Source organism: Sphingobium subterraneum (assembly GCF_014199435.1).
GTDB classification, from domain to species: domain Bacteria; phylum Pseudomonadota; class Alphaproteobacteria; order Sphingomonadales; family Sphingomonadaceae; genus Sphingobium; species Sphingobium subterraneum.
This window is the reverse complement of record NZ_JACIJP010000001.1, coordinates 208324-230119: the sequence shown is the minus strand read 5'-3', so window position 1 is coordinate 230119 and position 21796 is coordinate 208324. Positions and strand designations below refer to the sequence as shown.

The window sequence follows — 21796 nt, the reverse complement described above, 5'->3', positions numbered from 1 at the left end:
GCGCTCAGTTCTTCTGCAGCTCGACGATGACGTGGCTGGTAAGATATTCTCCCAGCCACGGGATCCGCGCCAGCACGCGCGTGAACCGGCCCAGAGAAGGGCGGCTGCTGAACAGGCCGTGCCGCTCGAACCGGATGAAGCGGAAGCCGACTTTTGCCGCCATTGCGCGAAACTGCGCCGTGGTCAGCTCGTTGACATAGCCCTGCTCTGAAAAGCTTCGCCATTGTCGCCATTTGTTGGGCAGCTTCTCGCCCCGCGCGTCGAGATCCCAATGGCGCGGCTGGAACGCCGGATCATCGTACAGCGCCTCGCACGCCTCAAACAACGCCCGTTCGCCGAAGAGCACATGCGCCCATGGCAGGGGGATCAGCGCATCCATATGCGGGCCGAACGGGCCGCGAAAGGGAAACCACTCGATCAGCACCTTGCCGCCGGGCCGCAGCACACGCGCCCATTCGCCAAGGATCGCCTGCGGCTCCATGACGTGCTCCAGACAGTCGAACGCAAGGATTGTATCATAGGCGGCTTCCGCGAGCGGCATGCCGTCCGCGCCGCCCACGATAAAACGGACGGGGACGGCGGGTTGTGGCTCCATGACGGCAAGCGCGGCGCGCGCCCGTTCGATCGCCTCCACATAAAGATCGACGCCGGTGATGCTTTCCGGGTCGCGCGTCGCCGCGAGGAACAGCGACAGAGGGCCGTTGCCGCAACCGAAATCGAGCACATCGCGCCGGTCGACATCGGCATCGGAAAAACGCGCCCAGCTTTGCGCGAGCGACGCGTTACGCCATACCTGATAATCGTTGATCGCCGCTGTCTCTGCCGCGACCGGACGCTTGAGCATCGGTCGGCACAATGACGCACACAGCCGCCCGCGCAGCGACGGGCGCGCCGGGTGCGTGGATCGGGAAGCGGCAGGGGCGTTCATTGCCGCCCCATAGCAGCCCGCCCTTTAAGATTTTGCAACAGCGGTGCGTGTCTCACAAATTCCTTGCAAAGCGCCGCGCAGCGTCCAATCCCGGTATGTCTGCCAAGCAAGCGAGGAATCACGATGGAGAGCAGCCCGCCGCCCACCTTCCGCGAATTGCTGGTGGTGTTCGCCCGCATTGGTTGCCTCAGCTTTGGCGGACCGGCAGGACAGATCGGCCTGATGCACCGCGAGATCGTCGAGGATCGCCGCTGGATCGAGGAAAGCGCCTATCTGCGCGCGCTCAATTTCTGCCATCTTCTTCCCGGGCCGGAAGCACAACAGCTCGCCACCTGGATCGGCTGGCGCCTGCATGGCGTCGCTGGCGGGCTGGCGGCAGGGTTGCTGTTCGTGATCCCCGGCGCACTGGTCATGCTGCTGCTCTCACTGTTCTACGCCATGGCAACGGGCCAGGCCTGGGTCGCGGCCCTGTTCCTCGGCATCAAGGTGGCGGTGCTCGCCGTCGTCGTGCAAGCCCTGCTACGCATTGCGCGGCGGGCGCTCGACACTGCTCTCAAGCGCGTGCTTGCCTGCGCTTCATTCGCTGCACTGTTTTTCTTTGCCCTGCCCTTCCCGGTGATCGTGCTGGGTGCTGGCGTAGTGGGCATATTTGCAGCGCGGCTCTGGCCGCACGCGCTGGGGAGGCACATGCCCGGACCCGACGCACCAGAGCGGCGACCACTAGCGGCCGGGATCAGTCTGACGCTGCGCACCCTGGCGACCGGGCTGGTGCTTTGGGGTGCGCCGATGCTCGTCATCCTGCTCGTGCTCGGCCCCGATCATGTGCTGTGGAACATCGGCGCGTTCTTCGCAAAGCTCGCCGTGGTGACGTTCGGCGGCGCCTATGCGGTCCTTAGCTACATGGCGCAACAAGCGGTGCAGGTGCATGGCTGGCTTGGCGCGCGCGAGATGGCCGACGGGCTTGGACTTGCGGAGACCACGCCCGGCCCGCTGATCATGGTGACGCAGTTCGTCGGCACGATCGCCGCCTGGCGCGCGCCGGAGCCCTTTTCGCCGCTACTCGCCGGAATCATCGGCGCCGCCCTTACGACCTGGATGACGTTTGTGCCATGCTTCCTGTGGATCTTCACCTTCGCGCCGTGGATGGAGCGTTTGGAGAATGTGCGCTGGCTGCAGAGCGGCCTCGCGGCGCTTACAGCGGCGGTCGTGGGTGTCATCGCAAACCTGAGCCTGTGGTTCGCGCTGCATGTGCTCTTCACGCGGGTTGCGGAGGTGCGCTCCGGTCCGCTGCATCTGTCGATACCGGAATGGGCCAGCCTGGACTGGCGCGCTGCCGGGCTGGCGCTGCTGGGCGCGGTGCTGCTGTTCCGGGCGCGCTGGCCGGTTTGGGCGGTTCTGGGCGTATGTGCAGCCTGCGGGCTGGTATTGCGCAGCGTCGCCTGATTCGTCCCAGGCTTATCCCAGCCGTTCCAGCGCCGCCGCAAGCCGCGTCGCTTCGGCAGATTTCTCCGCATGGTCGGCCCGCGCCTTTTCGACCGCCTCGGGCTTGGCTTTCTCGACAAAGGCGGGGTTGTTGAGGCGCCCTTCCAGCGATTTCGCTTCCTTGGTGGCAGCCTCCATCGCCTTGGTCAAACGCGCCTTTTCAGCGGCGATGTCGATGATGCCTTCGAGAGGGAGGACATATGTTGCTTCATCCACCACGACCTGCGCCGATCCTCCGGTGGGCGCAGGATCGAACGACCAACCTTCGATGCGCGCAAGGCGCGACACCGCGGGCTTAAGACGGTCGATGCGGTCGCGCGTCGCAGGTTTCGCGTCGCGCACGTGCACAGCAAGCTTTGCCCCCGGCGCGATGTTGAGTTCCGCCCGCGCGGCCCGGATCTGGCTGACGACGTCGATCAGCCATTCGATCTCCGCTTTCGCGGTCGTATCCACCGCCACATCGGCCTCGGGCCAGCGCGCGACGATCAGGTCATTGTCCCGCTTGCCGAGCGCATGCCACAATTCTTCCGTAATGAACGGCATGAACGGGTGGAGCATCACGAGGATCTGGTCGAGCACCCAGCCCGCAACGGCCTTGGTCTCATCGTCAATCGCGCCCTTGATCAGTTCGAGATACCAGTCGCAGAAACTGTTCCACACAAACGCGTAGATGGCATTGGCCGCCGCGTCGAAGCGCAGGTCGGCAAGCGCCTTGTCCAGCGCGGCGACGGTTTCGGCCACTTCGCCAATGATCCAGCGGTTGACGGCAAGCGTGGCAGACGGCGCTTCGTGCGTTACCGAAGCGCCGATGCCGTTGCTCATGGCGAAGCGGGTCGCGTTCCACAGCTTGGTCGCGAAGTTGCGATAGCCCTCGACCCGCCTGTCATCCATCTTGATGTCGCGGCCCTGGCTTTCCATCGCGCTCATGAAGAAACGCAGCGCATCCGCGCCATAGCGGTCGATCAGGCCGAGCGGATCAACGACATTGCCCTTGGACTTGGACATCTTTGCCCCGTCCGCCGCGCGCACGAGGCCGTGGAGGTAAAGCTTGCGCCACGGGACGCTCTGGTCCAGCGGCTTCGCGCCATGCTCGCCCATGAACTCGATGCCCTGCATCAGCATCCGCGCATCCCAGAAGAACAGGATGTCGAAGCCGGAAATGAGCAGGTCGTTGGGGTAGTGCTTGGCGAGGAGGGATGTCCCCTCACCCGTTCGCTCGGCACGAACGGTGGAGATGTGGTCCTCCGGCCAGCCCAGCGTGGCGAAAGGCCAGAGGGCGGAGGAGAACCAGGTGTCGAGGACATCTTCGTCGCGGGTCAAAGCCCTTTCGCCCGCGAGCGCCCGCGCTGCTTCTTCGGTTTCGGCGACGAAGACGTTTCCATCGGTGTCATACCAAACCGGGATCCGGTGCCCCCACCACAACTGGCGGCTGACGCACCAGGGCTGGATATTCTCCATCCAGTTGAAAAAGGTTTTTTCCCAGTTCTTGGGCACGATCTCGACGGCGCCGGAGCGAACGACCTCCATCGCGGGCTTGGCCAGCGTCGCGGCGTCGACATACCATTGGTCGGTCAGCCACGGCTCGATGACGACGCCGGAGCGGTCACCATAAGGCGTCTGGATGACGCGGTCCTCGATCTTCTCCTGCTTGCGGGTTTCCGGGCCATCCTCGCCCTCGACCGTGACCATCGCAAAATCGAGCCGGTCGAGCACACGCATCGCGTCCACGACTTTCGCGCGCGCATCGAAGCGATCAAGACCGAGGTAATCCGCCGGGATCAGGCCGTCCGCCGTCTGCACGACCTTTGCGTCGGCATCGAGCATGTTGAGCATGTCCGCGGGCGCGATCCCCGCGCGCTTGCCGACTTCGAAGTCGTTGAAATCATGCCCCGGCGTGATCTTAACAGCGCCTGACCCAAGTTCCGGGTCGGCATGGTCGTCCGCGACGATCGGGATACGCCGTCCGGTGATGGGCAGCTCGACGAACTTGCCCACGACCGAGGCATAGCGCGGATCCGCGCCGTTCACCGCCACCGCCATGTCCGCGAGCATCGTTTCCGGGCGTGTGGTCGCGACGACGATGTAATCGCGTCCGTCATCCAGCCTCACACCGTCGGCCAGCGGATAACGGAAGTGCCAGAACTTGCCCTGAACCTCGCGGGTTTCGACCTCCAGATCCGAAATCGCCGTCTTGAGACCCGGATCCCAGTTGACGAGGCGCTTGTCGCGGTAGAGCAGCCCGCGATTGTAGAGATCGACGAACACCTTGGTGACCGCGCGGGAGAAATGCGGGTCCATGGTGAACTGCTCCCGGCTCCAGTCCATGGAGCAACCGAGGCGGCGAAGCTGGCCGGTGATCGTGCCGCCGCTTTCACGCTTCCATTCCCACACTTTCTCGATGAACTGCTCGCGCGAGTAGTTCGTGCGCCTGTCTTGCCGCTCGGCCATCTGCCGCTCGACAACCATTTGCGTGGCGATGCCCGCATGATCGGTGCCGACGACCCACAGCGCATCCTTGCCGCGCAGCCGTTCATAGCGGATCATGATATCCTGCAGCGTGTTGTCCAGAGCGTGGCCGATATGCAGGCTGCCCGTGACGTTCGGCGGCGGATTGACGATGGTATAGGGGGCAGCACTCGGGCGTTCGGGCCGGAACAGCCCTTCCCTCTCCCAGTGCGCGTACCATTTCGCCTCAATTGCGGCGGGATCAAAAGTCTTGGGAAGCTCGGTCATGGCCGAGCCTTTAACGGCTGTGCCGCACAGGTCAAATGCGAAGCGCGGGGACGGCTTATCCCCGCCCGTCACCCATCAAAGCGCGCGTCCGGTAATGCGCGCAATTTCCTTGGCGACCATACCCTCGACCAATTCCGGGAGATGGGCGTCGAGCCATTCCTTGAGGAGTGGACGCAGCATAGCGCGCACCAGGCCTTCGAGCGTATTGTCCCCGCCTTCCGGTTCGGGCTTGACGATCATTTGCGAGAGTGTAGCGAGCGATGCTCGAGCCGCGCTTTCGCTGGCTGGTGAAACAATCCCGGCCGTCGGCTGGGTAACCGTTTCGGACTTGATGGTCCGCTTGATCGGGGCGTTTTGGCTCATGGCCGTTTCCAACGCTTCGAATTCCGCGTCGACATCCTGATCGATCTCGGGAAGGCTGTCATCCGCATCATATGGAACGGCTGCCTCGCTCGTCAGCTCGAGAATTTCGTCGACCATCGAAGGCGGATTGTCCTGCACAGACCCCTTCTTGCCCGAGTCGCGTGCGCTGCGCGCTCGCCGTTCGCGGGGTGCGACGGCGGCTTCGGCATCATCGCCATCCTCCGCAATGATACGCTTTATCGACGAAAGTATCTCTTCCATCGACGGTTCCTTGCTCATATCCCCCATCCTGCGACCCTTGTATTAACCATTAATTCCCATGATTTTGCGGGAGAATGGCAGTTTGCGCTGGCGAGTCAACGGTTCTCGTTGCAATCGGTTGCGGCGTGGCATCAAAATCAAAGTCGACCCACTTGCCGCTGACCCGCTTGTAATTGACATTGGGATCGTACAGCGGCCCGCCATCGAGCCCCAGATCGTCCGCCTCGGCGTGCCCCATGGCGGCGAGCAGCGAGAAGCCCGCGACATAGGCGTTACGTTGGGCGACCGCATATTGAACGCGGGCGTTGAGCGCCTCACGCTGCGCGTCGAGAATGTCGAGAATGGTCCGGGTGCCCGCACTGTTCTCCGCGCGCACGCCTTCGAGCGAGAGCGATGTGGAGTCGATCGCCGACCGGGTGGATTCAATCGCCCGCAAGGACGCGCGATGGCTGGCAAACGCAGAACGCGTCTGCGCAATGACGTCCCGTTCGGTCGCGATTTCGCCCTCGATCGCTTGCGCTTCGCGGGCTGTACCCTGCCGTGCGAGCGCCGCAGGCCGTCCACCCTGATAAAGCGGGATCGTAATGTTTGCTCCAACGATGGCCTGGCTGACGGACCCGGAAGGACGCGCCGCGACCACGATCCCGCGTTCGCTGTTCAGATAATCCTGATAGCTGCCCTGCGTGAAGGCGGAGATGCGCGGCAAAACCTGCGCCTTGGCGACGCGCACGTCATAGGCGGCCGCATCGCGAGCCTTCTTCGCGGCCAGAATGTCCGGATTGTCGGTGAGGGCGACCGCTACGGCTGCTTCGGGTGTTTCCGGAAGGCCGGGCAACGGCGGCGGCGTCTCCAGATTCTCCGGCGCACTGCCGACCAGCGCGATGTAATTTTCCCGTGAAGCGATCAGGTTGGCCTGCGCGTTTTCCAGATCGGCCCGCGCGATAGCGAGACGCGATTGCGATTGCGCCACGTCCGTGCGGGTCAGATCGCCGACCTCAAACCGGTCGCTGCTCGCCTGAAGGTTGACGCCCAGCGCGTTCACGTTGTCGAGGTTGAACACGACAATTTCCTGATCACGGATGACGTCGAGATAAGCAGCGACGACGCGCGTGAAGACCGATGCTTCCGTACCGCGCAGGTCCTGCTGGCCAGCCTCTACCCGCAGTTTTGCGGCATTAACGGCGTTGCGGACCGCTCCACCCGAATAGAGCGGCACGTTAATCGTGCTGGACGCGCTTACACTCCGTCGTGGCGTAAAAACACTCGGGCGGTCGAGCAATTCGGCATATTCACCATTGGCCCCGGCGTTCGGCCGCCCATCCGCCTTCTCGATCGCGACATTCTCGTCGATCGCCCGCTGTTGCGCCCGCGCGCCCGTAAGCAATGGATTAGTGCGATACGCCTTGGCAAGCGCCTCGCGCAGTGTTTCCGCGCTGGCCGGAGCGCCCGCCAGCAGCGTCACGGCCATCGCGACCCCAGCTGCCTTGTGAAATCCGTTTGCCTTGCGCATCATGTTACCTTGGAAACGAAGAAACCCGCGGGGATCGCTCCCTGCTTCAGAATGTGAAGGCTTTCGGCCGGACGAAGCCCGGCAGCACGACCATGTCGATGTCCGCCCGCCGCGCGAGACCGATCACGCCACCCGCTTTCCGGCCAACGCACAGGCGCGTCACATTGTTCTCGACGATACCGACGCAGATCCGCGCATCATCGGCCAACTGCGCGGCCAGCGCTGCCGGTATTTCCTCGATCGCTCCGTCGATGATGAGCACATCATAAGGCACCCCTTTGGCCGCGCCCTTTTCGAGCGGTCCGCTAATGGTGGTAACACCCGCACGTGCTTTGGCACCAAGCGAGGTATCCGATTCCACGCTCGTGACCTGCGCGCCCATTTCGGCCAGGACCGCCGCACAATAGCCGGACGCGCCGCCGATCAGCAGCACCTTGTCCCCGGGATTGATCTGCGCCTCGGTCAGCAAACGTCCGGTCGCGAGCGGTGGATTGAGCGCCCGCCCGTTGCCCAGCGACACGGGGCGGTCGATATAGGCCGACGCCCGCCGCTCGTTCGGCACGAAGTCCTCGCGCGCGACACTGCCCATGGCGGCGATGACGGCCGGATCGTTGACGTCGCTGGTCCGCAGCTGGCTGTCCACCATCGCCGACCGCATTGCCGCAAAATCCGTGTCGCCCAATCGAGCCTCCCTTTTAATCCATCATCCGGATCGCACCGCCTCTAATGCAGGACGCGGGCAAGACCAAGCGCGTTTTGCGATCGGCCCTGCATCAGGCGTACTGTCACTGCGCCGTCCAGCCGCCATCCACCGAAATATTTGCGCCGGTAATGTTCGCCGCGGCGTCTGAACAGAGAAACAAGGCGGTCGCCGCGACCTGCTCGACCGTGACGAACTGCTTGGTCGGCTGGCTGGCGAGCAGCACGTCGTTCATCACCTGCTCGCGGGTCATGTTCCGCGCTTTCATCGTGTCGGGGATCTGCCCCTCGACCAGCGGCGTCCACACATAGCCGGGAGAGATGCAGTTGGCCGTGATGCCAAAAGTCGCCGTCTCCAGCGCAATCGTCTTTGTCAGTCCCGCAAGACCGTGCTTGGCCGTCACATAGGCGCTCTTGAAGGGCGAGGCGGTGAGCGAGTGGGCCGACGCCGTCTGGATGATCCTGCCCCATTTCTTCTGCTTCATATAGGGAACGGCGAGCCGGGATGTGTGAAACGCCGAATTAAGGTTGAGTGCGATGATGAGGTTCCACTTGTCGACGGGAAACTCCTCGATCGGGGCGACATGCTGTACTCCGGCATTATTGATGAGAATGTCGACGCCGCCGAACGCATCGGCTGCCTGCTTCATCATTGCCTCGATCTCGTCCGTCTTGGTCAGGTCATGACCGCTGTAGAGCGCCTTCGCGCCGCTCGCCTGTTCCAATGCGACCCGCTCCGCTTCGATCGCCGTCGCGTCGCCAAAACCGTTGATGACCACGTTCGCGCCTTCGCCCGCCAGCGCTTTAGCGTAGGCAAGGCCGATGCCCGACGTCGAACCGGTGATGAGGGCAGTTTTGCCTGTGAGCGTCATACGGGCTTCTCCTTCAGGTGATCGGGGGCGTCAAGATCGAACGCGGCGCTGCGACCGCTCAGGATATTGCGGGCGATCAGGTCACCCTTGTGCATGACGCCGTCAATGGCGCTCTTGCCCTGTTCCCAATGGTCCTGCATCGTTGCGCGTGAGAACTCGAAGTCGCGGGCGCCCCCTTCCCACTCGCGCGTGCGATAGATCAGATGGACGATATTCGCCGATCCGCAGTCCGCCATGGCCCGCGCACTCTGCACATCGGGATCGTCAGCCATTTCGGGCGGTAACTTGTCGAGCACCTTGCCCATCGCCTCTCGATAACGTTGCAGGCGCAGATAGGTGTCGGTGACCTGACGGGTGCGGCTGCTGTACTGGATATCTTTGGCGCGATTATACACATCGCTGAGCTGCTGGGGCAGCGGCCCTTCGGCGGGAAACAGGTCGACCTGAAACGCGAGCAGGTCTCCGCTGCGATGATCGATCACATGAGCAAGCGGCGTGTTCGACACCAGTCCGCCGTCCCAATAATAGTCTCCGTCGATCTCCACGGCCGGAAGTCCGGGCGGCAACGCGCCCGACGCCATGATATGCCGCGCGTCCAGGCGCTTGCCGTGCTTTTCGTGTGTATCGAAATACGCAAAATTGCCGTTGCGCACATTGACCGCCCCGACCGACAGCCGCACGGGTCCGTCGTTGAGCAGATCCCAGTCGATCAGCGCATTGAGCGTGTCCCGTAGCGGCGTGGTGTCGTAGAGGCTGGTCGCCTCGGCACTCCCGGGCGCAGACCAGAAACTGGGCCACAAATGCGGACGAAAGAACCCGGGGACGCCGCCCATCGCCACCGCGGCAGCGGAGGCAATGTGTGATGCCTCGCGGATATGGTCGTTATCGGGAAGCCAGCCGTTCAGGAGCCCTTCGGATACCTGATCCCAAAAGGCGCGCAAGCGCTCGACCCGGCGCTCGGGCGGATTGCCTGCAATCAGTGCGGCGTTGACGGCCCCGATCGAGATGCCCGCCACCCAGTCGATCGTAATGCCCAGCGCCGCAAGCCGCTCATAGACGCCCGCCTGATAGGACCCGAGCGCTCCACCGCCCTGCAGCAGCAGCGCAACCTGATCGGGCAGCGGCATGGCGGCACGGCTCGCCCGACGAACTGGTTGTGGCTGCATATCCATGGTGCACTGCAATATAGGACACTCAGGGCGATCGCCAAGGCATATACGCCACGGTGCACAAAATTCTCCTGATCTCCCGCTCGCGTCACCTTTCTTTGCCACGCGCGTTTCGTCGGGTTAGAACAGTGCCCATCTGTGAAGAAAGGAAGCCGATGCGCCTCGACGACGAACCGGAAAGCTCGAATTTCGAGGTGCAAAGCGGCCATTCCGGCGGCGGGGGCTTTGGAGGCGGCGGTAATCTGCTGGGATTCCTCCTGCCGATGATTGGCAGCCGATTCGGATGCGGCGGCATCGCCGTCGTGCTGGTCCTGTTCGCGGTCATGGGCGGCGGGCTGAACCTCGGTTCGCTGGTGAGCGGGGGAAGCGGCGGCGGGCAGCAGGTCGCCCCCGGCTCAACCGACGCCAGCCAGTTGACGCCGGTCCAGCACTGGTCCCTGAAAGTGCTGAAATCCACCGAGGATGTCTGGGGCAATGTCTTCGCGCAGAGCGGACAGCGGTATGAGCCGACGACGCTCGTCTTCTACACCCAGAACGGCATGTCGGGATGTGGCGCCGCGCAATCGGCCATGGGACCGTTCTACTGCCCCAACGATCGCAAGGTCTATCTCGACACGACCTTTTTCGACGAACTGACCCAACGCTTCGGATCGCCCGGCGACTTCGCGCAGGCCTATGTCATTGCGCATGAGGTCGGGCATCATATTCAGGATCTCGAAGGCACGCTGGGCAAAGTCAATGCGCAGCAGCGGCAGGTGAGCGAAAAGGAAGGCAATGCCCTGCAGGTGCGCGTGGAGTTGCAGGCAGACTGCTATGCAGGCGTGTGGGCGAAGGCGACCGGCCGAATGGAGCCTGGCGATCTGGAAGAAGGCATGACTGCCGCACATGCCATCGGCGATGACACACTCCAGCGCGACGCGGGCCGAACCCCTATGCCCGACAGCTTCACCCATGGCAGCAGCGAAGAACGCATGAAGTGGCTGAAGCGCGGGCTGGACACGGGCGACCCGGCGCAGTGCGACACGTTTTCTGGAGTCTGATCGGTAAAAGGCTGAGTCATGCAGATCGCAGTTTTAACTTTTGATGGCTTTAACGAACTCGACTCATTCATTGCCGCAACGATTCTGAACCGGATGAAACCGTTTGGTTGGTCAGCGCATATCACATCGCCAACGGCGCGGGTCACATCGATGAACGGCGTTACCGTCGAACGGCAGAAGCCCTTGGCATTCGCCAACGAAGCCGATGCCGTATTAATTGGGAGCGGTATAAATACGCGCGCTATTGCCACGGACGCCGAGTTAATGTCGCAAATTAACTTGGACCCGTCGCGCCAAATTATTGGTGCACAATGCTCTGGCACACTCTTGCTCGCGAGGCTTGGATTGATCGGTGATCTGCCGGCATGCACCGATCTGACGACCAAACCATGGGTTATTGAGGCGGGTGTGAATGTGATCGACACGCCCTTTGTAGCCCATGGAAACGTTGCGACTGCTGGCGGGTGCCTCGCATCCCAGTACCTCGCGTTTTGGGTGATAGCGCGCGGTGCATCGCCCAGCGACGCGGAGAATGCGATCTATTACGTCGCGCCGGTTGGTCAAAAAACGCACTACGTTGAGCAGGCAGTGACTGCCGTTAAGCCCTATCTTACTGCCGACACAGAAACGCTAGCCGACTCGGCTGACCCGCGCGCGGGCCTTTCGTAAGTTACCAGCAAAAAAGGCGGACCTTCCGGCCCGCCCTTTCGTTCAATTTCACACCAATCTCAGTAAACCCGCGCCTTCGGCTTGATATACTCGATCTCGTCGGTCAGCGTATATTCGTGGACCGGGCGGGTATCGAGCGTGACGGTGCCGCCCTTGCCGCCCCAGCCGTCGAACCAGCTGATCGTGTGCTTCATCCAGTTCGCGTCGTCGCGATCGGGATAATCCTCGTGCATGTGGGCGCCGCGGCTTTCCTTGCGGTTGTATGCGCCCTCGATGATGCAGCAGGCCTGGCTGACGAGGTTGTCGAGCTCCAGCGTTTCGACCAGATCGGTGTTCCAGATCAGCGAGCGATCCGTCACGGCGATATCGGACATGCTGGCATAGACCTGCTTCATCTTCTCGACGCCCTCGGACAGCAGCTTGTCGTCGCGGAACACGGCGGCGTGCTTCTGCATCGTCTTCTGCATGTCGAGCCGGATCTTCGCGGTCGGCGATCCGCCCTTTGCGTTGCGGAAATGATCGAGCCGGGCGAGCGACAGGTCGGCGCTGTCGCTCGGCAACGCCTTGTGCGCGGTCCCAGCCTTCGTGATGTCGGCAATCCGCTTGCCCGTCGCGCGGCCGAACACCACGAGATCGATGAGCGAGTTCGAGCCAAGGCGGTTCGCGCCATGGACGGACACACACGCCGCTTCACCCACGGCGAACAGGCCGGGGACGACCGTATCCGGGTTCCCGTCCTTCAGCGTCACGACCTCACCATGATAATTGGTCGGGATGCCACCCATGTTATAATGGACGGTCGGCACCACCGGCAGCGGCTGACGCGTCAGGTCGACATTGGCAAACACCTTGCCGGTTTCGGTAATGCCGGGCAGGCGTTCGGCCAGGATCTTCGGATCAATATGGTCGAGATGGAGGAAGATATGGTCCCCATCCTTGCCGACGCCGCGTCCTTCGCGGATTTCCATCGCCATCGAGCGCGACACCACGTCGCGGCTGGCGAGATCCTTCGCGGACGGCGCATAGCGCTCCATGAAGCGCTCGCCTTGGGCGTTGGTGAGGTAACCGCCCTCGCCGCGTGCGCCCTCGGTGATGAGCACCCCCGCGCCGTAGATGCCTGTCGGGTGGAACTGGACGAACTCCATGTCCTGCAGCGGCAGGCCCGCGCGCAGCACCATCGCGTTGCCGTCGCCCGTGCAGGTGTGCGCCGACGTCGCCGAGAAATAGCAGCGGCCCGATCCGCCGGTTGCCAGCACGACATTATGCGCGCGGAAGCGATGGATTGATCCGTCCTCCATGCACAGCGCAATTACACCCCGGCATTCGCCATTTTCCATGATGAGGTCGAGCGCGAAATATTCGACAAAGAAATCAGCGGCATATTTCAGCGACTGCTGGTAAAGCGAATGGAGCATCGCGTGGCCGGTGCGGTCGGCCGCGGCGCAGGTGCGCTGTACCGGCGGACCGGCGCCCATGTTCTGCATGTGCCCGCCGAACGGGCGCTGATAGATGGTGCCGTCGTCGTTGCGGCTGAACGGCAGGCCCGCATGTTCCAGCTCGTATACCGCCGCCGGAGCTTCACGCACCAGATATTCGATCGCGTCCTGATCGCCCAGCCAGTCCGATCCCTTGACGGTGTCGTACATGTGCCAGGACCAGTGATCGGGCGAGTTGTTGCCCAGCGAAGCCGCAATGCCGCCCTGTGCGGCGACCGTGTGGCTGCGCGTCGGGAAAACCTTGGTGATGCAGGCGGTCTTGAGGCCGCTTTCGGCGATCCCCATGGTCGCGCGCAGGCCCGATCCGCCCGCGCCCACGACCACGGCGTCATAGGTGTGATCGATGATCTTGTAAGCGTCGCTCATGCTGCCGGAGCCCCCGTGAATGCAATCTTGGCGATGGCGAAGATGCCGAGCGCGGCCCCGCCAATCGCGTAGAAGTTGAGAAGCACGAACACGCCGAACTTCAGGCCGTCTTCATGCACATAATCCTCGATCATCACCTGCAGACCAAGGCGCAGGTGCCAGAACACACTGATCAGCATCAGCATCATCGGCACAGCGACCAGCGGCGCGGACAGCCACGTCCGCACGCTTTCGTAATCGAGGCCGGGCATGCGCAGGATGCTGATGATCATCCATAGCACCAGCAGGATGTTACCCGCCGCCGTGAAACGCTGAAGCAGCCAGTGATGGGTACCCGACTTTGCCGAGCCAAGACCCCGGACGCGGCCAATGTTCGTACCGTTACCCATCAGATTTTCCCCGCCAGAATGGAGAACCAGATCATCGCCGTTACCGCGATAGCCGCCACCGGGATCAGCAAAGACCAGCTCTTGTTCGTTTTAAGCTCATAGCCCGCGCCGACATCGAGCACGAGGTGACGAAGGCCCGAGAACAGGTGCTGGAAAAACGCCCAGGTCAGGCCGATCATCACAACATAGCCATACCAGGAAGTGGCATGGCCCAGGAACGAGTCGTACGCTTCCTTGCCGCTGGCAGCCGCGACGAGCCACCAGACAACGCTGGCTGCACCGACGATCGCCATTCCGTCACCGGTGACCCGGTGCAAGATGGAAATGGCCATGTGCGGCCCCCATTTCCAGATGGAAAGATGCGGCGACAATGGGCGGCTACGCGGCCCGTTCGATGCGCTTGCCATGCGGTGTCAATTCCCCTGAACGATCTGAATCGGACCCCTTTAGCGCGGGCTTTACCGCGGCGCAAACAATGAAATGGCGGAAAACCTGCCACGGTTGTTATCGCGCAAGGGCGGATATGTGCAGTAAAAAATCACCAAAGATTAACCCCGTTCCTTTATCATCCCCGGTGAACAACGCGAAACGCGAACGACGAGGCGCAGGAACAGCGATGTCAGTCATGCTCGGTTTAAAGGCAGATGCTACGATGAAAGAACGCTTGGCGCAATTCGACCTGGAGAACCGGCTCGCTGACGATGTCCGTGCGCTCAGTGTCCTGCTCACCAACGATTACGACGTCGCCACAGAGCATTTTTTCGATGCGTATGTTTTGCACGGAAATCTGAAAAGCATCCTTAGCGAGCAGGCGCTCGCCACACTCAAAAAGGAATATCGGACCTTCCTCGTCCAGCGTATGACCGATTTCGGCGGCGAAGGCTGGGGAAAGACGATCCGCGACTGTGTCGCACACATGCACAAGCACAACATCCCTGTGCGCGCCCTGCTGATCGCCGTTACGGAGGCAAACGACTTCATAACGGGTATCCTGTGGGAAAAGACCGGAGAAAACGAGGATCTCCGTCGAAGCATGGTGCATACGATGCTTCACGTCGGCATGGTCGAGTCCGAGCTCATCTGGTCCACGGTTGCAGAACGCATCGCCGTCAATGACGAGCAGAACCGCAAGCAAACCACATCGCTTTTCGAGCAGCACATCGCCACAGAAGTCTCCGATGCTTCGCGCCTCGGCGAAAGCCTGAGGGAACAGGCGAAGGACGCGTCGACCGCAACGCGCGGCATGCTGGACAAGGTATCCGAAGTCGCTGCGGCAGCAGAACAGTCCGCCCTTGCCATGCGGGAAGCAGCGCACATCTCGGCGGGGCTGATCCGGGCGATTGACGACACCCGCACGCAGGTCGATAGCGCCGCCGCGGTCGCCCAGCGCGCCGCCGGTCAGGCCGGGGATGCGGTCAGCATGTCCGTTACGCTGTCGGACAATGCGCAGGCGATCGAATCGATTCTCGGCCTGATCCGCGATATCGCGGGGCAAACCAACCTCCTCGCCCTCAACGCGACGATCGAGGCAGCGCGGGCCGGAGACGCAGGCCGTGGCTTCGCGGTCGTCGCGCAGGAGGTCAAGTCGCTCGCCAGCCAGACGGCCCGCGCGACCGACGACATTGCAAGCAAGATTATCGCGATCCAGACGTCCACGCGCCAGTCTCTCGACACCAACCATCGCATTCAGGACACCGTGAACGAGGTCAAGGACGCGGCGGACCGCATCCTCTCCGCCATGGATCAGCAGGCGCAGACCGTCACGATGATCACCGCCGCCGTCGACGAAACGGCGCAGGCTGCCCACTCCATGTCATCCACCGTCGCGACAATCCGCAAGGATACAGAGGTTGTGGCGTCAGAGATCGACCATCTGGAACAGGGCTTCCGCAACGTCGAAGACAAGCTGCGTACACTCAGCACCGCATCGGCCGAATTCGCGCGCAAGGTAGCCTGACACTCGCTTCCGTGCGGTTGACGCCTCCCCAGTCCCGTGGGATGGAGGCGCCATGAGCCAGAGCTGGAAACTGACCCTCCCCTGCACCCGAGCAGAAGCCGAAACACTGAGCGAGGATATGGGACCGCTAGCGGATCTTCCTAACCCGCCGGTGCTGATGACCAGCGAGGTGGTCGAAGACGATCCCCAACAGTGGCAATTGGACGCCTATTTCGATGGCAAGCCGAACGCCCGGACGATCGCGATGGTGCGGCATCTAGTTCCCAGCAGCGAGCACCAGCCTCACGTCCTTGAGAAGCTTCCCGACGAAGACTGGGTGAAAATCAGTCAGGAAGGACTGGCGCCCGTGATCGCTGGCCGTTTTCATGTGCGCAACAGCCTGCATGACCCGATAACGCCGGGTTACATCCCGTTTCTGATCGGCGCCGGGCGGGCGTTCGGCACCGGCCAGCACGAAACCACGAGCGGTTGCCTCGCGATGATCGATTGCTGCCGACGCACCGGCGCGCGCTTTGGCAATATCGCCGATGTGGGAACCGGGACAGGCATCCTAGCCTTCGCGGCCATGCACCTGTGGCCGCAGGCCTATGCCACGGCATCGGACATTGACCCGGCGTCCGTCGAAATCGCGGCGGAAAATGCCGCAATCAATCATGTCCGCCTGGGACCGGGCCTCGGCAGGCTGCGGGTCGTGCAGGCGGCAGGTGTCGACCATGCCGTCATCCAGACACGCGCGCGCTATGATCTGCTCATCGCCAACATCCTGGCAGGGCCGCTGATCGAACTTGCACCATCGCTCTGCGCGGTGTTGGAGGAAGGCGGCACGTTGATTCTTGCCGGGCTGCTCGACACGCAGGCCGATCGCGTGATCGCTGCCTACCGTCGGCAGGGCATGCGGCTGGCCGACCGAATCGATAACGGACAATGGCCTACCCTGCGCTTGCGCAAGCGCCCGACGATCGGCTGGAAACGTCCACGTCGCTGGGCAGCGGAGGATGTCGGCGAAGCGCCGGGTTTCGGAAGCTGGTAGACGCCTATACCGCGACCGGCGCGGCAACATGGCTTTGTGGCGCATAATCGACCACGGCGAAGTCCTCGATCCGGTAATCGAACATGCTCTCCGGCCGACGGGTGAGCTTCAGCCTGGGCGCGCCGGACGGCGTACGTGCAAGTTGCGTTTCAACAAGGTCCGCATGGTTCAGATAGAGGTGAACATCCCCACCATTCCAGATCGCCTCACCCGGCTCCAGATCACACTGCTGCGCGAGCATCCGGGTAATCATCGCCAAAGCAAAGATGTTGAAGGCAAAGCCGAGCCCCAGATCGCAACTGCGTTGAAACAGAAGACCAGACAGGCGTCCATCGGCTACGTGAAACTGATAGGTCATGTGACAGGGCGGCAACGCCATCCCGGCGAGTTCCGCCACGTTCCATCCCGTGAACAGCAGGCGGCGTGATCCCGGATTGCTGCGGATCATTGCAACGAGGTCAGCAATCTGGTTGTGCCCCCGCTCCGCCCGCCGAAACAGCCCCCCCTCCACCGGCTCATAGCGTGGCCAGTCGACCCATTGCGCACCATAGACCGGGCCAAGGTCACCCCATCGCGCGGCGAATGCGTTATCGTTTATAATCCGCTGCTCGAACGCATCACGATCAATCGCCTCGCCCGTCTCGCGCCGATAGTTGTCGAGCGGCCAGTCGGTCCAGATATGCACACCCTGCTCCACCAGCGGCCGAATGTTGGTGTTGCCCGACAGGAACCACAGCATCTCCCGCGCGGCGACCTTCCAATAGATGCGCTTGGTGGTCAGCAGCGGCACGGCCTCGTCGGCCAGCGAGAATCGCATGGTCGCCCCGAAGACCGAGCGCGTGCCAACCCCCGTCCGGTCGATCCGCTCGTCCCCCTCCTCCCAAATGCGCCGCATCAGGTCGAGATATTGCTGCTCATAATGGGGAGTTACGGTCACGATGCCTGGATTCCTGTATAACGGTGGGCACGGTCTAGCCCGCATAGATCGGGAAATCCATGGGGTCGGGGCTTGCTGTCCTCCTCACGTCGCAACTTCCTCCATTTCGGAGGGAAGGAGGGTTCGAAACGGATCAGGAAATGCTGGCGGAACGATATCCTCAGCGATGATGATCGCCGCATGTTCGCGCACGTTCTCTCCCACTTTCACAGCCGCCGAAACGCCGAGATGTCCGTTTTCATCTTCCTGTCCGCACGCGGCGAGGTGGTAGACGTGATGATCCAGGAGGGCGTGATCGACGCCCTGCCCGTTCCCGTCGATCACGTCATTGCGCGAGCACTTGCCGTGCGTGCGCCCCGCCTGCTGATCGGCCATACCCACCCCTCGGGCGACCCCCGGCCAAGCGATCGCGATATCCGGACCACCCGCCAACTGTGCGCAAGGCTTCGGCGGTGCGGAATCACCGTCGCCGACCACATCATCCTCGCCCAAGACAGCTATTTCAGTTTCCGGATGCATCGCCTGCTTTGACGCCTGTCATCGCTCAAAACAATATTCCCCCAGGCGCTTGCATAGCACCAACTCGGCCTCTATAGGCTGCCGCCTGCCTTGCCGGGATCCGCAACGATCCTGGCCCGGTCGGGGAGTAGCTCAGCCTGGTAGAGCACTGTCTTCGGGAGGCAGGGGCCGGAGGTTCGAATCCTCTCTCCCCGACCATTTATCTTCACCGCTACGGTAAGCCGCCTGCGTCGCCGATCCCGGGTACGCGGAGCGGCCGGAGGTCGGCTGATGACGGGTGAAACTTTCTCTATTGTGAGCGCAAAAACTTGTGTCGGACCGGTCCCTTGACAGAACACGCCTTGTCGGGGACTGACCGCAACATGACAAGTGGGGCATGACGATGATCGAACTGATGCATATTCTGCCCGCGCTTGCGCCTTTCATATTGATCGGATTCGCGGCGCAGATGGTAGATGGAGCCTTGGGCATGGCCTATGGCGTCATTTCCAGCACGCTCCTCATCACGATGGGTGTGCATCCAAAGGCAGCCTCCGCCGGCGTGCATGCCGCGGAGACATGCACGACCGCCGTGTCGGCAATAAGCCATATCTATCATCGCAATCTGGACTGGAAACTCTTCGTCCGCCTCGTCATTCCGGGCATCATCGGCGGTGTCAGCGGAGCCTATCTCCTCTCCAACATTGACAGCAGCGCGGTGAAGCCGCTGGTCCAGACCTATCTCGCGGCCATCGGCCTCTGGCTGCTTTGGCGCAGCACCCATGTCATCCACCCAACCGGAAACCCCAAGATCGTCGGCCCGCTCGGGCTGATCGGCGGATTTCTGGATGCTTCGGGCGGCGGCGGATGGGGACCGGTCGTTACCTCGAATTTGCTGCTCCAGGGCAGCAACCCGCGCATGACTATTGGAACGGTCAACACCGCAGAGTTTCTCCTGACGCTCAGCATCAGCGCGACATTTCTCGTCAATCTGGGCTGGCAGGCGTTCACACTCGCGACCACGGGCCTCCTGATCGGCGGTGTCATCGCCGCGCCCTTCGGCGCTTATCTCGCCAAGCGCATTCCTAGTAACCGGCTGCTCTTTCTCGTCGGCACGGTATTGACGCTTACCTCTGCCTATGGCGTGGCAAAGTCACTCGGAGTCCTTGGCTAACCGGCAGACGCGATACACTCCGGACAACAGAAACCCCGCGTAGCCGAAGCCGCGCGGGGTTCGTCACATCCGGGATTGGTTCAATCGCGGGCGGGCGTGTCGAACAAGCGATCCGCTTCGGAGCGATATTCGGGCACCGGCACTTCGCCTTCGTCCGCCACGCGGGCAGCGTCGTCGCGCTCGCGGCGCAGTTCCTCGATCAAGGCCGCGCGCGCGCCGTCCAGGCGCACGTCGGTCGGCGCCTCGAGGCCCGCCTTCTTCGCCGCCTTAGCGACGATCGCGTCCAGTTCCCGTTGCGAGCAAAGCCCCAGGGTGACCGGGTCCTTGGGCACGATGTTGGCGATGTTCCAATGGCTGCGATCGCGGATCGCGGCGATGGTCGTGCGGGTGGTGCCAATCAGCTTGCCGATCGCACCGTCCGAGATTTCCGGGTGGTTCCGCAGGATCCATGCGATGCCGTCGGGCTTGTCCTGACGCTTGCTCACCGGGGTATAGCGCGGCCCCTTGGTGCGGCGAACCGGCTCGCTGCCCTTGGAAATCTTCAGCACATAGTCCGGATCCGCCTCGCCGCGATGGATTTCCTCGACGGTCAGTTCATGCGCGCGAACAGGATCGCGCGGCGTGTACTTGATGCTTGCCGTATCGTCGGCGATCGCCTGCACCTCAAGAATGTGCAGGCCGCAGAACTCGGCAATCTGCGAGAAGCTGAGGCCGGTGTTTTCGATCAGCCAGCAGGCGGTCGCATGGGGCATAAGCGGCTGTGACAAGGGTACGCTCCGGTTCTGGATACAATAAGGGCCACCCAATCCGGGTGGCCGTTTCCGGGAGGAAGATAGGACAAAGTGCGTGCAAGAGCAAGAGGAAGCTGCCGCCACCCAACCTGTATGGCCCGAGCCTATTCCACAGTCAGCACGATCTTCCCCACATGCCCGCCCTCTTCCATCCGTGCATGCGCGTCGGCGGCGCGGGTGAGCGGAAAGCGGCTGTCCATCGCTGGGCGCAACTGACCCGATTCGACAAAGGGCCACACGCTGCGCGCGAGTTCGTCCGCCACCACGCTCTTGAACGCCACGGAGCGCGGCCGCAGGGTTGACCCGGTGATGGTCAGGCGCTTGCTCATGATCTCGGGAATGATGATCTGGGCCTTCGCTCCACCAAGCATGGCGATCGACACATGCCGTCCGTCTGGCGCCAGACATTGCAGATTGCGAGGCAGATAGTCTCCGCCGACCATGTCGAGCACGGCCTCACACCCCTTGCCGCCCGTGATACGCGCGACTTCCGCCACATAATCCTGCGTGCGGTAATTGATGGCGTGGTGAGCGCCCCAATTCTGGGCGGCCGCGCATTTGTCGTCCGATCCGCAGGTAACGATGATCGTCACATCGAACAGGCGGCACAGGGAGATAGCCATGGTCCCAATTCCGCTCGTCCCTCCATGAACCAACACCGTATCGCCCTCGACCGCATAGGCACGCTCGAAGAGGTTGGTCCACACCGTGAAAAGCGTTTCGGGGAGGCAGGCGGCCTCGACCAGATCATAGCCACCCGGAACAGGCAGGCATTGGCCCGCCGGAGCCACGGCATATTCGGCATAGCCGCCGCCAGCAAGCAGCGCACACACCTGCTGCCCGACCATTGCTTCCGTCACACCCGGACCAACGGCCACAACGGTGCCCGCCACCTCCAGCCCCGGATAGGGTGATCCGCCCGGCGGCACCGGATAGCGTCCCATTCGTTGCAGCACATCGGGGCGGTTCACCCCCGCAGCCGCTACGCGGATCAGCACTTCTCCCACACCCGCAGCTGGCACGGGCGCAGTTACGGGCCGCAATACTTCCGGGCCACCGGGCTCGGCTATGGTAATAGCGGTCATCGTCTGCGGTACAGCTTCCACCAATGTCCCACCCGTTTCTGCCCGGGGCCTCCATGCGATAGAGCGCACGAAAAAGGCCGAAAATTCCTTGAACGCCTTATTGACAGAACGGGCGAACGGGTCAACATTTCCCCCATGGACATGGAAGAATATTCGCCGCGGAAGGCGGATGATCCGCTGGCCCTGCTCTTGAAGCAGGACCTCGACCCGTTGTCCGTTTCCGAACTGACCGAGCGCATCGCGCGGCTCGAAGGCGAAATCGTCCGCACCCGGTCTAAAATGGACTTGGCCGTTAACCATAAGGCAAGCGCGGACGCGCTATTCCGAAAATGAAATCGGCCCGCCCT

General features: G+C 62.6%; 21 protein-coding genes and 1 tRNA gene. 9 read left to right on the top strand and 13 right to left on the bottom strand.

Features of this window, described 5'->3' with window-relative positions; all coding sequences use genetic code 11:
* Nucleotides 1–4 precede the first annotated feature (4 nt).
* Nucleotides 5–928, bottom strand: coding sequence for a class I SAM-dependent methyltransferase (locus FHS92_RS01130; protein ID WP_184076736.1), 924 nt, complete (start codon nucleotides 926–928; stop codon nucleotides 5–7).
* 123 nt (nucleotides 929–1051) lie between these two features.
* Here FHS92_RS01130 and chrA point away from each other — a divergent pair, with 123 nt between their 5' ends.
* A complete protein-coding gene (chrA, locus tag FHS92_RS01125; RefSeq protein WP_184076734.1) occupies nucleotides 1052–2371 on the top strand; it encodes a chromate efflux transporter in 1320 nt (439 codons plus the stop codon).
* 12 nt (nucleotides 2372–2383) lie between these two features.
* Here the strand turns inward: chrA and FHS92_RS01120 are convergent, their stop codons facing one another.
* From FHS92_RS01120 to FHS92_RS01095, 6 genes are all read right to left on the bottom strand, one after another.
* Nucleotides 2384–5143 carry a valine--tRNA ligase gene (locus tag FHS92_RS01120; protein WP_184076732.1) on the bottom strand — a complete coding sequence of 920 codons (2760 nt, stop codon included), beginning with the start codon at nucleotides 5141–5143 and terminating at the stop codon, nucleotides 2384–2386.
* A gap of 75 nt (nucleotides 5144–5218) precedes the next feature.
* Nucleotides 5219–5794 carry a DUF2497 domain-containing protein gene (locus tag FHS92_RS01115; RefSeq protein WP_184076730.1) on the bottom strand — a complete coding sequence of 192 codons (576 nt, stop codon included), beginning with the start codon at nucleotides 5792–5794 and terminating at the stop codon, nucleotides 5219–5221.
* A gap of 22 nt (nucleotides 5795–5816) precedes the next feature.
* Nucleotides 5817–7280 carry a TolC family outer membrane protein gene (locus tag FHS92_RS01110; RefSeq protein WP_184076728.1) on the bottom strand — a complete coding sequence of 488 codons (1464 nt, stop codon included), beginning with the start codon at nucleotides 7278–7280 and terminating at the stop codon, nucleotides 5817–5819.
* Between the two features lie 43 nt (nucleotides 7281–7323).
* A complete protein-coding gene (locus FHS92_RS01105) occupies nucleotides 7324–7959 on the bottom strand; it encodes a protein-L-isoaspartate O-methyltransferase family protein (RefSeq protein ID WP_184076726.1) in 636 nt (211 codons plus the stop codon).
* A 103-nt stretch (nucleotides 7960–8062) separates the two neighbouring features.
* Nucleotides 8063–8848: a 3-hydroxybutyrate dehydrogenase gene (locus FHS92_RS01100; protein WP_184076724.1), complete on the bottom strand. Its 786-nt coding sequence runs from the start codon at nucleotides 8846–8848 to the stop codon at nucleotides 8063–8065.
* Complete coding sequence (locus tag FHS92_RS01095) at nucleotides 8845–10020, bottom strand: patatin-like phospholipase family protein (RefSeq protein WP_184076722.1); 1176 nt, start codon at nucleotides 10018–10020, stop codon at nucleotides 8845–8847. Before FHS92_RS01095 ends, FHS92_RS01100 begins: the two co-directional genes overlap by 4 nt.
* 152 nt (nucleotides 10021–10172) lie before the next feature.
* On the opposite strand from FHS92_RS01095, the gene ypfJ reads away from it, so the two are divergent.
* Both ypfJ and FHS92_RS01085 read left to right on the top strand, forming a co-directional pair.
* Complete coding sequence (gene ypfJ, locus FHS92_RS01090; protein WP_184076720.1) at nucleotides 10173–11057, top strand: KPN_02809 family neutral zinc metallopeptidase; 885 nt, start codon at nucleotides 10173–10175, stop codon at nucleotides 11055–11057.
* Nucleotides 11058–11075: 18 nt separating this feature from the next.
* Complete coding sequence (locus FHS92_RS01085; protein ID WP_184076718.1) at nucleotides 11076–11726, top strand: DJ-1/PfpI family protein; 651 nt, start codon at nucleotides 11076–11078, stop codon at nucleotides 11724–11726.
* 59 nt (nucleotides 11727–11785) lie between these two features.
* Here the strand turns inward: FHS92_RS01085 and sdhA are convergent, their stop codons facing one another.
* Genes sdhA through sdhC form a run of 3 tightly spaced genes read right to left on the bottom strand, consistent with a single transcriptional unit; the run spans nucleotide 11786 to nucleotide 14384 of the window.
* Nucleotides 11786–13588, bottom strand: coding sequence for a succinate dehydrogenase flavoprotein subunit (gene sdhA / locus FHS92_RS01080; protein WP_184076716.1), 1803 nt, complete (start codon nucleotides 13586–13588; stop codon nucleotides 11786–11788).
* Nucleotides 13585–13977 (bottom strand): succinate dehydrogenase, hydrophobic membrane anchor protein, encoded by a 393-nt coding sequence (gene sdhD, locus FHS92_RS01075; protein WP_184076714.1) that lies wholly within the window; start codon nucleotides 13975–13977, stop codon nucleotides 13585–13587. The genes sdhA and sdhD overlap by 4 nt, the downstream gene beginning before the upstream one ends.
* A complete protein-coding gene (gene sdhC / locus FHS92_RS01070; RefSeq protein WP_184076712.1) occupies nucleotides 13977–14384 on the bottom strand; it encodes a succinate dehydrogenase, cytochrome b556 subunit in 408 nt (135 codons plus the stop codon). The genes sdhD and sdhC overlap by 1 nt, the downstream gene beginning before the upstream one ends.
* A 245-nt stretch (nucleotides 14385–14629) precedes the next feature.
* On the opposite strand from sdhC, the gene FHS92_RS01065 reads away from it, so the two are divergent.
* A complete protein-coding gene (locus FHS92_RS01065) occupies nucleotides 14630–15934 on the top strand; it encodes a methyl-accepting chemotaxis protein (RefSeq protein WP_184076710.1) in 1305 nt (434 codons plus the stop codon).
* 52 nt (nucleotides 15935–15986) lie between these two features.
* Nucleotides 15987–16964, top strand: coding sequence for a 50S ribosomal protein L11 methyltransferase (locus tag FHS92_RS01060; protein ID WP_184076708.1), 978 nt, complete (start codon nucleotides 15987–15989; stop codon nucleotides 16962–16964).
* 4 nt (nucleotides 16965–16968) lie between these two features.
* Here FHS92_RS01060 and thyA read toward each other — a convergent pair whose 3' ends face one another.
* Nucleotides 16969–17901, bottom strand: coding sequence for a thymidylate synthase (gene thyA / locus FHS92_RS01055; RefSeq protein WP_425506211.1), 933 nt, complete (start codon nucleotides 17899–17901; stop codon nucleotides 16969–16971).
* 180 nt (nucleotides 17902–18081) lie between these two features.
* Between thyA and FHS92_RS18710 the strand changes: the two genes are divergently transcribed.
* The 3 genes from FHS92_RS18710 (at nucleotide 18082) to FHS92_RS01040 (ending at nucleotide 19573) form a co-directional block, all read left to right on the top strand.
* Nucleotides 18082–18432: a JAB domain-containing protein gene (locus FHS92_RS18710; RefSeq protein WP_184076704.1), complete on the top strand. Its 351-nt coding sequence runs from the start codon at nucleotides 18082–18084 to the stop codon at nucleotides 18430–18432.
* A gap of 109 nt (nucleotides 18433–18541) precedes the next feature.
* Nucleotides 18542–18618 (top strand) — tRNA-Pro (locus tag FHS92_RS01045).
* Between the two features lie 184 nt (nucleotides 18619–18802).
* Entirely contained in the window at nucleotides 18803–19573 is a 771-nt protein-coding gene (locus FHS92_RS01040; RefSeq protein WP_184078662.1) for a sulfite exporter TauE/SafE family protein, read from the top strand.
* 80 nt (nucleotides 19574–19653) lie between these two features.
* On the opposite strand, the gene FHS92_RS01035 is transcribed toward FHS92_RS01040, so the two are convergent.
* Nucleotides 19654–20325 carry a DUF1013 domain-containing protein gene (locus tag FHS92_RS01035; protein WP_184078660.1) on the bottom strand — a complete coding sequence of 224 codons (672 nt, stop codon included), beginning with the start codon at nucleotides 20323–20325 and terminating at the stop codon, nucleotides 19654–19656.
* Nucleotides 20326–20468: 143 nt separating this feature from the next.
* Nucleotides 20469–21449, bottom strand: a complete 981-nt coding sequence (locus tag FHS92_RS01030; protein ID WP_246351794.1) for an NAD(P)H-quinone oxidoreductase — start codon at nucleotides 21447–21449, stop codon at nucleotides 20469–20471.
* A gap of 135 nt (nucleotides 21450–21584) precedes the next feature.
* On the opposite strand from FHS92_RS01030, the gene FHS92_RS18200 reads away from it, so the two are divergent.
* The gene (locus FHS92_RS18200; RefSeq protein WP_246351719.1) at nucleotides 21585–21782 is read left to right on the top strand and encodes a DUF1192 domain-containing protein; all 198 of its coding nucleotides are present in this window, start codon (nucleotides 21585–21587) and stop codon (nucleotides 21780–21782) included.
* The last annotated feature ends 14 nt before the right edge of the window (nucleotides 21783–21796 follow it).